12 protein-coding genes are annotated in these 13,389 nt (G+C 64.9%); 7 read left to right on the top strand and 5 right to left on the bottom strand.

Features of this window, described 5'->3' with window-relative positions; genetic code table 11:
• Positions 1-156: 156 nt before the first annotated feature.
• The 6 genes from cysD (at position 157) to VGC77_RS19500 (ending at position 8,192) form a co-directional block, all read left to right on the top strand.
• Positions 157-963, top strand: a complete 807-nt coding sequence (gene cysD / locus VGC77_RS19475) for a sulfate adenylyltransferase subunit CysD (protein WP_331173216.1) — start codon at positions 157-159, stop codon at positions 961-963.
• 11 nt (positions 964-974) lie between these two features.
• Complete coding sequence (cysC, locus tag VGC77_RS19480) at positions 975-2,894, top strand: adenylyl-sulfate kinase (protein ID WP_331173217.1); 1,920 nt, start codon at positions 975-977, stop codon at positions 2,892-2,894.
• 34 nt (positions 2,895-2,928) lie between these two features.
• Positions 2,929-3,936 carry a thiosulfate ABC transporter substrate-binding protein CysP gene (gene cysP, locus VGC77_RS19485; RefSeq protein WP_331173218.1) on the top strand — a complete coding sequence of 336 codons (1,008 nt, stop codon included), beginning with the start codon at positions 2,929-2,931 and terminating at the stop codon, positions 3,934-3,936.
• Between the two features lie 266 nt (positions 3,937-4,202).
• A complete protein-coding gene (gene cysT, locus VGC77_RS19490) occupies positions 4,203-5,030 on the top strand; it encodes a sulfate ABC transporter permease subunit CysT (protein ID WP_331173219.1) in 828 nt (275 codons plus the stop codon).
• Positions 5,030-5,890, top strand: coding sequence for a sulfate ABC transporter permease subunit CysW (gene cysW, locus VGC77_RS19495; protein WP_331173220.1), 861 nt, complete (start codon positions 5,030-5,032; stop codon positions 5,888-5,890). Before cysT ends, cysW begins: the two co-directional genes overlap by 1 nt.
• 139 nt (positions 5,891-6,029) lie before the next feature.
• The gene (locus VGC77_RS19500; RefSeq protein WP_331173221.1) at positions 6,030-8,192 is read left to right on the top strand and encodes a malate synthase G; all 2,163 of its coding nucleotides are present in this window, start codon (positions 6,030-6,032) and stop codon (positions 8,190-8,192) included.
• 117 nt (positions 8,193-8,309) lie between these two features.
• On the opposite strand, the gene VGC77_RS19505 is transcribed toward VGC77_RS19500, so the two are convergent.
• The 3 genes from VGC77_RS19505 to VGC77_RS19515 all read right to left on the bottom strand — a co-directional run bounded on the left by VGC77_RS19505 (position 8,310) and on the right by VGC77_RS19515 (position 10,004).
• Entirely contained in the window at positions 8,310-8,471 is a 162-nt protein-coding gene (locus VGC77_RS19505) for a Thivi_2564 family membrane protein (RefSeq protein WP_011474430.1), read from the bottom strand.
• 112 nt (positions 8,472-8,583) lie between these two features.
• Complete coding sequence (locus VGC77_RS19510; protein WP_331173222.1) at positions 8,584-9,207, bottom strand: DUF2865 domain-containing protein; 624 nt, start codon at positions 9,205-9,207, stop codon at positions 8,584-8,586.
• Positions 9,208-9,260: 53 nt separating this feature from the next.
• Positions 9,261-10,004 (bottom strand): L,D-transpeptidase, encoded by a 744-nt coding sequence (locus tag VGC77_RS19515; RefSeq protein WP_414709699.1) that lies wholly within the window; start codon positions 10,002-10,004, stop codon positions 9,261-9,263.
• Positions 10,005-10,215: 211 nt separating this feature from the next.
• Here VGC77_RS19515 and VGC77_RS19520 point away from each other — a divergent pair, with 211 nt between their 5' ends.
• Positions 10,216-11,331 (top strand): AI-2E family transporter, encoded by a 1,116-nt coding sequence (locus VGC77_RS19520; RefSeq protein WP_331173223.1) that lies wholly within the window; start codon positions 10,216-10,218, stop codon positions 11,329-11,331.
• Between the two features lie 363 nt (positions 11,332-11,694).
• On the opposite strand, the gene VGC77_RS19525 is transcribed toward VGC77_RS19520, so the two are convergent.
• Together VGC77_RS19525 and VGC77_RS19530 are read right to left on the bottom strand one after the other, a co-directional pair.
• Positions 11,695-12,186 (bottom strand): hypothetical protein, encoded by a 492-nt coding sequence (locus VGC77_RS19525; RefSeq protein ID WP_331173224.1) that lies wholly within the window; start codon positions 12,184-12,186, stop codon positions 11,695-11,697.
• A 251-nt stretch (positions 12,187-12,437) separates the two neighbouring features.
• A complete protein-coding gene (locus VGC77_RS19530) occupies positions 12,438-13,244 on the bottom strand; it encodes a response regulator (RefSeq protein WP_331173225.1) in 807 nt (268 codons plus the stop codon).
• Positions 13,245-13,389: the final 145 nt, after the last annotated feature.

A 13,389-nucleotide genomic window follows, 5' to 3' on the forward strand; every position in this document is an offset into this window, starting at 1 on the left:
TCTTCTCTTCTGCGGCCCAACCGTGGAATTTTTTACCCCTAATCGCAAGGCGCAGGAGATGGTTCTTCTCGACAACGGTGCGCGACGGCAGGAGTTGCTTGCCCTGGCGTGGTCCGCGGTCGGGCCGGATCGCTCGCTCGCAGCCCGGAGACGCCGATGACCCCCGGTATGGACCACCTCGACGCGCTGGAAGCGCAGAGTATCTACATTTTGCGCGAAGCCTTCGCGAGGCTGAAGAAGCTGGCGCTGTTGTGGTCGCTCGGCAAAGACTCCAATGTGATGATCTGGCTCGCCCGCAAGGCGTTCTTCGGCCGGGTGCCGTTTCCCGCCATGCACGTCGATACCGGCAAGAAATTCCCTGAAATGTATGCGTTTCGTGATCAGTATTCAAAGGAATGGGATCTCGACCTGATCCTCGAATATTGCCCCGGCATCGAAAGCGTCGATCCGACGCTGCCGCCGGCGGCGCGCTCCGCGGCGCGCAAGACCGAAGGTTTGAAGCTGGCGCTGGCCAAGCACGGCTTCGACGGCCTGATCGCCGGGATCCGCCGCGACGAGGAAGCCACCCGCGCCAAGGAGCGGGTGTTTTCGCCGCGCGGCACCGAGGGCGGTTGGGACGTCCGCGATCAGCCGCCGGAATTCTGGGACCAATTCAACGCCTCGCCGCCGCCCGGCTCGCATCTGCGCATCCACCCGATCCTGCATTGGACCGAGGCCGATATCTGGGCCTACACCAAGCGCGAGAACATCCCGATCATCCCTCTTTATCTTTCGCAGAACGGCAAGCGCTATCGCTCGCTGGGCGACGCCGATATCACCAATCCGGTGGAGTCCACCGCCTCGAATATCGATGAAATCCTCATCGAGCTCGATGCCACCAAGGTGCCCGAGCGCGCCGGTCGCGCGCTTGACCATGAAACCGAAGACGCCTTCGAGCGGCTTCGCGTCGCCGGCTATCTGTGAGCAGCATCGCCATGAACCTCGTCGTCACCACCCCGCAGCCCTCGCTCGCCACCCCGAACGGCACCACCCGCCCGCAGGTCCGCATCGTCATCGTCGGCCATGTCGACCACGGCAAATCCACTTTGGTCGGCCGGCTGTTGCACGAAACCGGCTCGCTGCCCGACGGCAAGCTGGAAATGCTGAAGGAAGTCAGCGCCCGGCGCGGCATGCCGTTCGAATGGTCGTTCCTGCTCGACGCGCTGCAGACCGAGCGCGACCAGGGCATCACCATCGATACCACGCAGATCTCGTTCCGCACCCACTCCCGCGACGTGGTGCTGATCGACGCCCCCGGCCACGCCGAATTCCTGCGCAACATGATCACCGGCGCCTCGCAGGCCGACGCCGCGGTGCTGATTATCGACGCCTTGGAAGGCGTGCGCGACCAGACCCGGCGGCACGGCTACCTGCTGCATCTGCTCGGCATCAAACAGGTCGCGGTGGTGGTCAACAAGATGGACCGCGTCGAGTTCAGCGAAGCCCGCTTCACCGCGATCAGCGATGAAATCTCCGCGCATCTGATCGAACTCGGCGTCACGCCGACCGCAGTGATCCCGATTTCGGCCCGCGACGGCGACGGCGTCAACGAGCGCACGGCGAATATCGCCTGGTACAACGGCCCGACCGTGGTGGAAGCGCTCGACGCGCTGACGCCGGCGCGGCCGCTCGACGAACTGGCGCTGCGGCTGCCGGTGCAGGCGATCTACAAATTCGACGACCGCCGCATCGTCGCCGGCCGGATCGAGTCCGGTCATCTCAAGGCCGGCGACGAGATCGTCATCATGCCGGCTGGCAAGATCGCCAAGATCAAGACCGTCGAAGGCTGGCCGGTGACGCCGCTCTCCGGCCCGCAAGGCGCCGGACGCTCGGTCGGCATCACGCTCGACCGCGAATTGTTCATCGAACGCGGCGACGTCATCGCCCACGCCGACGCCGCGCCGCGCGACACCAGGCGAATCCAGGCGCGGATTTTCTGGCTGCATCATCAGCCGCTCAGCGTCGGCGCCAATGTGCTGGTCCGGCTCGGCACCCGGGAAACCCGCGCCAATGTCGTCGCCATCGAGAAGGCGGTCGATCCCGGCGAACTCGCCAGCGTCGCGGCCAAATCGATCGCCCGCAACCACGTCGGCGAAATCACCCTCGCGCTGCTGCATCCGGTGGCGGCCGATCCCTATCTCGACAATCCGCGCACCGGCCGGCTGGTGATCGAGGTCGACGGCCGCATCGCCGGCGGCGGGCTGGTGCTGAAGGTCGAGGGCGGTAGCCGCGGCACGGTCGACATCGTCCCGGTGGAATCCGCGCTGCGGCCGGAAGATCGCGTGGCGCGCTATCGCCACAACGGCGCGGTGCTGTGGTTCACCGGGCTGCCCGGCGCCGGCAAATCCACGCTGGCGGTGGCGCTGGAACGCCGGCTGTTCAACCGCGGCGGCTCGCCGATCCTGCTCGACGGCGACACCCTGCGCGCCGGCCTCAACGGCGATCTCGGCTTTTCGCCCAAGGACCGCGCGGAGAACATCCGCCGGCTCGCCGAAGTCGCCACCCACCTCGCCCGCAACGGCCATATCGCCATCGTCGCCGCGGTGTCGCCCTCGCTCGAGGATCGCGCCGCGGCGCGGCGGATCGCCGACAGCCTGTTCCGCGAAATCTATGTCGCCACCCCGGCGGAAATCTGCGAGAGCCGCGACCCCAAGGGTCACTATGCCAAGGCCCGCGCCGGCGCATTGAAAGGCTTCACCGGGATCGGCAATGATTATCAGCCGCCGACCGACAGCGAACTGACCATCGACACCGCGAGCCGGCCGGTCGCCGAGGCGATCGACGAGATCGAACTGATGCTGGCGAAAACCGGCGTGCTGATCGAAGAACTCGTCGACCTCGCCGCCAACATCTAACCCGCACGCCCATCCCGCAGCGACAGGAGTTCTCGTGAATCGCCTCGCCATCGCCTTCCTCGCCGGCCTCGGCGCCCTCACCGCGGTATCCGCGGTGCAGGCGCAGACTCCGACCACGCTGCTCAACGTCTCCTACGACATTTCGCGCGAGCTCTATGTCGAGATCAACGCCGCCTTCACCAAGCAATGGAAGGCCAAGACCGGCCAGGACGTCACCATCAACCAGTCGCACAACGGCTCGTCGCGGCAGGCGCGATCGATCCTCGAAGGGCTGGAGGCCGACGTCGTGACCTTCAACCAGGTCACCGACGTGCAGGTGCTGTATGATAAAGGCAAGCTGATCCCGGCGGACTGGGCGAAGCGACTGCCTAACAATTCCTCGCCGTATTACTCGCTGCCGGCGTTCCTGGTGCGCGCCGGCAATCCCAAGGCCATCAAGGATTGGGACGATCTGGTGAAGCCGGGCGTGCAGGTGATCTTCCCGAACCCGAAGACCTCTGGCAACGCCCGCTACACCTATCTCGCTGCCTATGCCTATGCGAAGCACAAATACGGCAGCGAGGCCGAGGCCGACGCCTTCATCAAAAAGCTGTTCGGCAATGTGCCGGTGTTCGACACCGGCGGCCGCGCCGCCACCACCACCTTCGTCGAGCGGCAGACCGGCGACGTGCTGATTTCCTTCGAGGCCGAGACCAGCGCGATCCGCGACGTCGCCGGCAAAGACAAATACGAAGTGGTGGTGCCGCCGACCAGCCTGCTCGCGGAATTTCCGGTCAGCGTGGTCGACAAATACGCCGACAAGCACGGCACAAGGCCGCTCGCCACCGCCTATCTGGAATATCTTTACTCGCCGGAGGGCCAGACGATTCTGGCGAAGGCCTATAACCGGGTCAACGACGCCACGGTGGCGGCGCAGTTCAAGGACAAATTCCCCGAGGTCAAGCTGTACCGGGTCGAGGACGAGTTCGGCGGCTGGGACAAGCTCACCGCCGACCACCTGGCGTCGGGCGCCAAGCTCGATCAATTATTCGGCGGCCGCTGAAGCCAAGCCACTTCACCTCTCCCCGCTTGCGGGGAGAGGTCGACCGGCTGAGCTTTAGCGAAGCCGGGTCGGGTGAGGGGGCGTCTCGGCAGAACGCGGCGCCCCCTCACCCGGCGCGACACGCTGCGCTCGTCACGCCACCCTCTCCCCGCAAGCTGGGCGAGGGTGCGCTGCCGCCGTGGTAAGATTTGATTTCTCAATTGAGCGACGATTCGAAGAGATTGGTCCCGCTCGCAAGCCCACCTCCCAACCCGATCGGCCTTTCCTTGCCACGCAGCGTCATTCCAGGGTTCGGCTTAGCGTTCGGCATCACCGTGCTCTATCTCGGCGCGATCGTGCTGCTGCCGCTCTGTGCGCTGATCCTGAAAGCCTCCGACATCGGCAGCGCGCAATTGTGGACCATCCTGTCGTCGCCGCGCACGCTGTCGTCGATCCGCGTGACCCTGACGATGGCGCTGGCCGCGACCGCCTTCAACGCGGTGTACGGTCTGCTGCTGGCCTGGGTGCTGGCGCGCTATCAGTTCCCCGGCAAGCGGCTGCTCGACGCGCTGGTCGACGTGCCCTTCGCGCTGCCGACCGCGGTGGCGGGGCTGGCGCTGACCGCGCTGTTTTCCAAGAACGGCTGGTTCGGCGGACCGCTCGACGCGCTCGGCCTCAAGGTCGCCTATACCCCGCTCGGCATCGCGATCGCGATGGCCTTCGTCAGCGTGCCATTCGTGGTGCGCACGGTGCAGCCGGTGATCGAGGATCTTGGCAGCGACGTCGAGGAGGCCAGCCGCTCGCTCGGCGCCAGCGACCTGCAGATCCTCACCAAGATCATCTTTCCGTCGATCTTTCCGGCGCTGCTCGCGGGCTGCTCGCTGGCGTTTGCGCGCAGCCTCGGCGAATTCGGCGCGGTGATCTTCATCGCCGGCAACCAGCCGATGAAGACCGAGATCGTCGCGCTGCTGACCTTTATCCGCCTGGAGGAATATGACTACCAAGCGGCGGCGGCGATCGCCACGGTGATGCTGCTGATGGCCTTTGTGATGCTGATCGTCACCAATGCGGTGCAGGCCTGGAACCTGCGCTATCTCGGCCGCGGAGGCACCTGATGAGCAAGCCGCCGATCGAGAGCGACTGGATGGTGACGCCGGTCGGCGCCGGCCCGGTGGCGCGCCGCGTCGTGCTCGGCATCGTCGGCGTCGTCACGCTGTTGTTCCTGCTGGCGCCGCTGGCGCTGATCGTCGCCTCGGCGTTTTCGCAAGGCGCCGTCGTGTTCTTCCGCAGCCTCGGCGATCCGGGAACGCTGCACGCCATCAAGCTGACGCTGATCACGGCTGCGATCGCAGTGCCGCTCAATATCCTGTTCGGCCTCGCCGCGGCCTGGACCGTGACCAAATTCACCTTCCCCGGCCGCACCTTCCTGATCGCGCTGATCGAACTGCCCTATTCCATCTCGCCGATCGTCGCCGGCGTGGCGTTTCTGTTCGTCTACGGCTCGCAGGGGCTGTTCGGGCCGCTGCTCGACCAGCTCGGCCTCAAGGTGATGTTCGCGCTGCCGGCGATCGTGCTGGCCAGCATGTTCGTCACCGCGCCGTTCGTGGCGCGCGAGCTGATCCCATTGATGCAGGTGCAGGGCACCGACGAGGAAGAAGCCGCGGTGACGCTCGGCGCCTCCGGGCTTGCGACTTTCGTCCGGGTCACGCTGCCGAATATCCGCTGGGCGGTGCTGTATGGCGCGATCCTCTGCAACGCGCGGGTGATGGGCGAATTCGGCGCGGTGTCGGTGGTGTCCGGCAACATCCGCGGCCAGACCACCACGCTGCCGCTGCAGATCGAACTTCTGTACCAGGACTACAATGTTGCCGGCGCGTTCGCCGCCGCCACCGTGCTGACCGCGGTGGCGGGGTTGACCATCGTCATCAAGCTGGCGCTGGAGCGCTTCGCCCGGGTCGAGCAGCCGCAGCGCTAGATCGATCGTTGCGGCGGGGGGACTTCTCAACCGGCCGGCTTTGGCGCTAAAAGGCGGCCTAAGCGCCGCTAGGGAGGCGGCGCGCTTGCCCGTTGACCCTGTAAACGGCGGTTTGTGCCGTTTCTTGCTGGAAAATCAAATGAATCGCATCAACGCCCACGGCCTTCAGATCGCGTCCGTTCTGTTCGACTTCATTGCCAAAGAAGCAGCCCCCAAGACAGCAATTGCTCCGGACACATTCTGGTCCGGATTTGCCGCGATCGTGCGCGATCTGGCGCCGAAGACCCGCGACCTGCTGGCGGTCCGCGACGCGTTGCAGCTCAAGATCGACGAATGGCACAAGGCCAACAAGGGCAAGCCCTGGGACATCGCGGCCTATACCGCGTTCCTCAAGGAGATCGGCTACCTGTTGCCGGAGCCCGCGACGGTGGCGGTCGAGACCAGCAATATCGACGAGGAAATCGGCAAGATCTGCGGTCCGCAGCTGGTGGTGCCGCTGTCGAACGCGCGCTACGCGCTGAACGCCGCCAACGCCCGCTGGGGCTCGCTGTACGACGCGCTGTACGGCACCGACGCGATCCCGCACGACGCCTCGGAGACCGGCAAGGGTTACAACAAGGCGCGCGGCGACAAGGTGATCGCCAAGGCCAAGGCGTTTCTCGACCAGGCGGTGCCGCTGGCGACCGCGAGCCACAGCGACGTCACCTCCTACAGCGTGATCGCCGGCCATCTGTCGGTGAAGCTGAAGAGCGGCAACGCCACCGCGTTGAAGAACGCCGCGCAGTTCGCCGGCTTCCTCGGCGAGGCCGCGGCGCCGAGCGCAATCCTCTTGGTCAACCACGGCATGCATATCGAGATCAGAATCGACCGCTCGAGTGTGATCGGCAAGGACGACGCCGCCGGCGTCGCCGACATCATCCTGGAATCCGCGGTCTCCACCATCCTCGACATGGAAGACTCGGTCGCCGCGGTCGACGCCGAGGACAAGGTGCTGATCTATCGCAACACGCTCGGCCTGATGAACGGCACGCTGACCGCCGACTTCGACAAGGGCGGCAAGACGCTGACCCGCGCGCTGAACGGCGACCGGGTGTACCAGACCGCCGACGGCAAGGGCCTGACGCTGCACGGGCGCAGTCTGTTGCTGATGCGCAATGTCGGCCATCACATGTACACCGACGCGGTGCTCGACGAGACCGGCGCGGAAATCCCCGAAGGCTTTCTCGACGCCGCGGTCGCCGGGCTGCTGGCGATCCACGACCTCAAGGGCAGTTCGAAGACCCGCAACAGCCGCACCGGCTCGGTCTATATCGTCAAGCCGAAGATGCACGGCCCCGACGAAGTGGCGCTCACCGTCGAGCTGTTCGGCCGCGTCGAGCAGCTGCTGAATCTGCCGGAGAACACCCTGAAAGTCGGCATCATGGACGAGGAGCGCCGCACCACGGTGAACCTCAAGGCCTGCATCCAGCAGGCGTCGAAACGCATCGTCTTCATCAACACCGGATTCTTGGATCGCACCGGCGACGAGATCCATACCTCGATGGAAGCCGGTCCGATGATCCGCAAGAACGAGATGAAGGCGCAGCCCTGGATCAAGGCCTACGAAGACTGGAACGTCGACATCGGACTGATCGACGGGCTGCCCGGCCACGCCCAGATCGGCAAGGGGATGTGGGCGGCGCCGGACAAGATGGCCGACATGCTGGTGCAGAAGATCGGCCATCCGCAGGCCGGCGCCACCACCGCCTGGGTGCCGTCGCCGACCGCGGCGACGCTGCACGCGTTGCACTATCATCAGGTCGACGTGCTGAAGCGTCAGCAGGAATTGAAGGCCGGCGGGCCGCGCGCCAAGCTCAGCGACATCCTCACCATTCCGGTGTCGCAATCGAACTGGGCGCCGGACGACGTCCGCCAGGAGATCGACAACAATTGCCAGGGCATCCTCGGCTATGTGGTGCGCTGGATCGACCAGGGCGTCGGCTGCTCCAAGGTGCCGGACATCCACGACGTCGGGCTGATGGAAGACCGCGCCACGCTGCGGATTTCCAGCCAGCATCTGGCGAACTGGCTGCATCAGGGCGTGATCACCAGGGAGCAGGTGCAGGAATCCTTGCAGCGGATGGCGCTGGTGGTCGACCAGCAGAACCAAGGCGATCCGTTGTACAAGCCGATGGCGCCCGCCTTCGACGGCGTGGCGTTCAAGGCGGCCTGCGATCTGATTTTCAAGGGCCGCGAGCAACCCAACGGCTACACCGAGTTCATCCTTACCGCGCGGCGCCGCGAAGCCAAAGCCGCGGTGTGAGATCGGCGCGGCGACGCCAGACGCCGCCACGATTGCCCTCGCGAAAAGCCCCTTCGCGAAAAAGCCCCGGCCAATCGGCCGGGGCTTTTTGTTAGGACCGCGTCGTCGGCGATCGGCCTAAAACACCGCGAGATATTTCAGCAGCGAAATGACGCCGATAATGATGACGATGATCCGCGCGATCTGCTTGGCGCGACCGTCGAGCGGCAACATGTTGATCAGGTAGAGAACCAGGATCACGACCAGGAACGTGATCAAAATACCGATGAGCAGCGACATCACAAAACCCTTCAACGGCTGAGGACGAGTGTCGCGGTCGCCGTTATCCGCCCGCGCCAGAACTTAACTGGCGACGGGCCTCCGGGTTCCAGCTTTGGAACAGGAGCTCAGTCTAATCGGATGCCACCACCGGAAACTGCTGGTATCGCGCGCGGACCTGCGCCGAAACCGGCGAGAAGTTCAGCTCGCCGCGTCGGCGGTCGGCGCGGCCGGCCACCATCAGGCCGTCGGCGGCCGCGACGATGTCGCCCTTGCGCACGGTGGGATCATCCTTGATGTCGACCTTGGCCAGCCCGAACTGATCTTTGCCGTTGCAGGTGCAGCCGGCGACGATCTCATTGCGATATTTGAACGCGTTCGGCAGTTCGGAATAGGACTTGCCGCCGGCCGAGGCGGTATCGATGCTGCTGCCGTAGAATACCTTGGTATCCGAGGCCGGACAGAAGCTGTTGCAGGCTTCGGCGCGGCTCTGATTGTCCGGAGCATTGATCGGGAAATAACGGCCGTCGCAGGTGCGCACGCAATAGGCCTGGCCGCCGCCGGAAAAACTCCGCGCCGGGGCGCTCGAGCGCGGCGCCGGCGCATAATCGCCCTCCGCGCTGAACGGCAGCGGCGGCTGTTCGCGGAACGCGCGCTGCGGCGCGGCCAGGCCGCCGAACAGCGCCGAGAAGAAATCCTCGGCCTCTGCCCCGCCCGCTCCCGCCAACAGCAGCGAAGCCACCATCGCAACAAGCATTCCGGTTCGTTGACGTGACGACACAGACATCGGACCGCTCCCAATCGCCGACATCAGCGCAGCGCAGACGCCGGCAGATTCATCGCCTGCCGGCCCGGCTGCTCACGGCCCGGCGCGACGCGGTCGGTGCCGCGGGCTTCGAAGCGGCGCTCGCTCTTCGGCAACACCACCACCTTGGTGCCGACGCCGACCCGGTTGAACAGGTCCGCGACGTCGTCATTGGTGAGCCGGATGCAGCCGGACGACACGAACTTGCCGATCGTCGAGGGATCGTTGGTGCCGTGAATACGATAGTCGCTGGAGCCGAGATACATCGCGCGGGCGCCGAGCGGGTTGCCCGGGCCACCGGCCATGAAGCGCGGCAGATAGGGCTGGCGGGCAATCATTTCCGCCGGCGGATGCCAATCCGGCCATTCGGCCTTGCGGCTGATGGTCTGCACGCCCGCCCAGGTAAAACCTTCGCGGCCGACGCCGACGCCGTAGCGGATCGCGCGGTTCTGACCGAGCACATAATACAAATAGGTGTTCGGGGTATCGACGATCAAGGTGCCGGCGGGCTCGCGGGTCGGATAGTTGACGACGGTTCGCTTGAACCGCTCGGGCACCGCGGCGTCGTCCGGCGCAACCGCGGTCTCGTCGGTCGAGAACGGACCGGCCGACTCTTGCGGCACCGCGGCATAGCTCAGCGCCTGCGCCGACGCCTGATGAGCAAACATCGAGCACGCCGCAATCACCACGGTCGCCATCGCCAGCCGATGGAGCGAGTGCCTGCCATTGGACGAAGAGAGCTTGATCATGATGCCACCCCGCTGTGCTGCATCGCATCGATGCACGGACACACAACGCGGCGTATCACCGCAGGTTCCTCTGTACCGACCGCGCCGCTCGCTTTCCTTGCGGATTGCGCGAGGAACAGAAGGTGACGTCACCTGTTGATCGCGAAGATAGCACAGCACTGTCGCCATCGGGCCGCCTGGAAAGCTCGGTTGTCAAACGGGGGTCGAGGATTTGCGGGTGATTCAAGCCGAGCCGGCGGGCACGCCGGTTCCTGACAGTACAGCGGAGCGACGGCCATTGGTGCGGCGCACCGAGGTCGTGGCCTTCGCCCTGGTGGCTTTGCTGGTGATCGTGATCGTGGCCGCGCTTTACGTCGCCAAGCCGTTCTTTCTTCCGATCGTCATGGCTTTCGTGGTCGGCACCATGCTGTCGCCCGCCGCCGGACTGATGGAGCGGTTCAAAATCCCCCGGCCGCTCGCCGCGGCGCTGATCGTCGCCGTGGTCTTCGGGATCGTCGCCTTCATCGTGGCGCTGATTTCCGCGCCGGTGGTGGAATGGAGCAACCGGCTTCCGGAGCTCGGATCGATGCTGAAAGACAAGCTGCACAGCTTCGACCGGCCGATCGCGATGTGGCATCAGTTGCAGAGTTCGCTGGGCGGCATCGACGGCAAAGCGGGCACCGAGATCCAGTTTCCGAAGATCGACTGGGTGCAGCCCACCTACGAGTTTCTGTCGCCGACGCTGACCGAGATCCTGCTGTTTCTGGCGACCCTGGTGCTGTTCATCGCCAGCTGGAAGGATCTGCGCCGCGGCCTGGTGATGACCTTCGCCAGCCGCGAGACAAGGCTGCGGGCGTTGCGGATCCTCAACGAAATCGAGGGCAGCCTCGGCAGCTATCTGTTGACCGTCACCCTGATCAACCTCGGCTACGGTACCGCGACAGGGATCATCTGCGCGCTCGCCGGCATGCCGAACCCGGCGGCGCTCGGCGCGCTCGCGGCCACGCTGAATTTTTTCCCGATCATCGGCCCGTTCGTGATGTTCGTGATCCTGACCGTGGTCGGCATCGTCAGTTTTCCGACTCTGGGCGGCGGGCTGGTGGCGCCGCTGGCCTTCGTCGGGCTGACATTCGTCGAGGGCCACTTCGTCACGCCGACGATCATCGGGCGGCGGCTATCGCTCAACGCCTTGGCGGTGTTCATCGCGCTGGCGTTCTGGACCTGGCTGTGGGGGCCGATGGGGGGATTTCTCGCCTCGCCGCTATTGATCATGGCGCTGGTGGTCAAGGAGCACGTGATGCCCGACGACGCGCCGCATCTGCCGGGTTCGGAGCCGGAGGCGAATTAGGGACGTTTCGAGCGGGATTGATGCGCTTCAAGCTTGCTTGGCGTCATTCCGGGGCGCGACAGCGCAAGCTCGAGCGAGCCCGGAATCCATAGCCCCTGCAGGGGATATGGATTCCGGACTTGCTCGTTCTAACGAACTCGCAATCCGGAATGACGAAGGCATTTGGGTAGATGTTCAAGCCAAACCGAAATGTCCGGGCCGGCTGATGATCGCGTGTCGGCTGGTTGCTTAGCTGATTATTTATTCATTTAAGCGGGTAGATCGCGCGAGCGGATCCAGTGGATGACCGATCCGGGCGGGTTCAGATGCCGCAGTGCGACACTGCGGTCATCTCATCAGGTCTGGCAGACCAGGTTAGGCGGTTCAGGTCAGGCAGCGACCGGGCTGCAATTGTTTGGCGATCTCGGTCAGTACGCTCACGACCGGCTCGCACGCCACCATCCGCTTGCTCTGGGCGGCCGGCGACGGCTGGCTCGGCCGGTTGAAGCGGGCATCGCCGCGCTGATCCGCGGGAATGCGCACCGCGACCGACAGATCCGGCTGTCCGACCACCCGGAACGAGATGGTCCGGCTGTTGGCGCCGATCTGCGCGGCGCCGCCGCGATCGGATTTTGCGCTGCGGTTCACCGCGACGACCGCCGTCGTCTCGTCGAGCGCGGCCTGTTCACCGCGCGGGCTCAGCGCGCCAAGATCACTCCCCGACGCCAGCTGGGCGACGCCCAGACTGACGGTCACTGCACAAACTCCCAGCACGGCGTGGAAAATCTTGGCCATATCGTTGCGCCTTCCAGCTCGCCTCGTGGTGATTTGATGAGGCAACGTGACCGAGCCGTCGCGGTTCTCGGCAAAAGCCATCACTTAACCGTGTGAAGATTTTCGTGGCCGACGCGGAACGTTTTTCACCGCCGGGAGTCGTTACGACAGCCGGTTGTCCCCTGCCCCCATTGACCGGCGCTGTAGGGCGCAGCTGTGGTGATGCCAGCTGCGCCCTACTTCTTATTATTTGGGCCTTGGCTCTTATTTGGGCCTCATCGGCCCCTCGTCCCTGATGACGCAAAAACAAAAAGCCAGCGCGAGGCCGGCTTTTTGCGTCGTCAATTGGAGGATCAGGAGACCGCGGCGCGCGGCGCCCGGTTGCGCGAGTTGCGCTGAAAGAACAGCGCCTGGCTGGCCACCGCCGACACCATCGCCGGCTGGAACGGTTTCGAGATCAGGAACGCCGGCTCCGGGCGCTCGCCGGTCAGGAACCGCTCGGGATAGGCGGTAATAAACACCACCGGGACCTCGAAGGTCTTCAGCAGCTCATTGACCGCGTCGAGCCCGGAGCTGCCGTCGGCGAGCTGAATATCCGCCAGGATCAATCCCGGCTTGCGGCTCTTGGCCAGCGCGATGGCGTCGGCATGGGTGCGCGCGACCCCGATCACATTGTGCCCGAGGTTCTTCACCAGGCTCTCGAGGTCCATGGCGATGAAGGTCTCGTCCTCGATGATCAGCACATCGGTGGCGATCTCGGCCGCCATTTCGCGACCGGCGACCTCGGTCAGCTTGCGCACCTCGACGACGTCGAGAGCCAGGATGAAGGCGACTTCCTCCTCCGAAAATCCTTCAAGCGACAGCAGCAGGAAGGCCTGACGAGGTAACGGAGTAATGTTGGAGAGCCGCCGCTCCGACGGCAACGGCAGCGTCATCACCTCGGTATCGTCGTTCAACGCCACCGAATTCCAGATCCGCGTGAACAGGCGAAACAACCCGGCACGGGCGCCGTGCTGCTCGTCGAGCAGGGTCTGATCCTGCAACAGCGCCTCCAGCATCGCACCCACATAGGCATCGCCGGATGCCTGGTTGCCGGTCAGGGCCCGGGCGTAGCGGCGCAACAAAGGCAAATGTTCAGCAACAAGCTGTGATCGGGACATCCCCACTCCATTAATTTAGGCCTGTCGGGTGGCCTCAGCCCCCGATGCGCATATCTACGTTCGCCGGTCATAAAAGTTCCCATCTTCCGGAACAATGTGGCTGGCTTCGAATTGAACCCGAGTGGACGCTCCAACGGCCTCAAAA

The organism is Rhodopseudomonas sp., from assembly GCF_036404135.1.
GTDB lineage: Bacteria > Pseudomonadota > Alphaproteobacteria > Rhizobiales > Xanthobacteraceae > Rhodopseudomonas_A.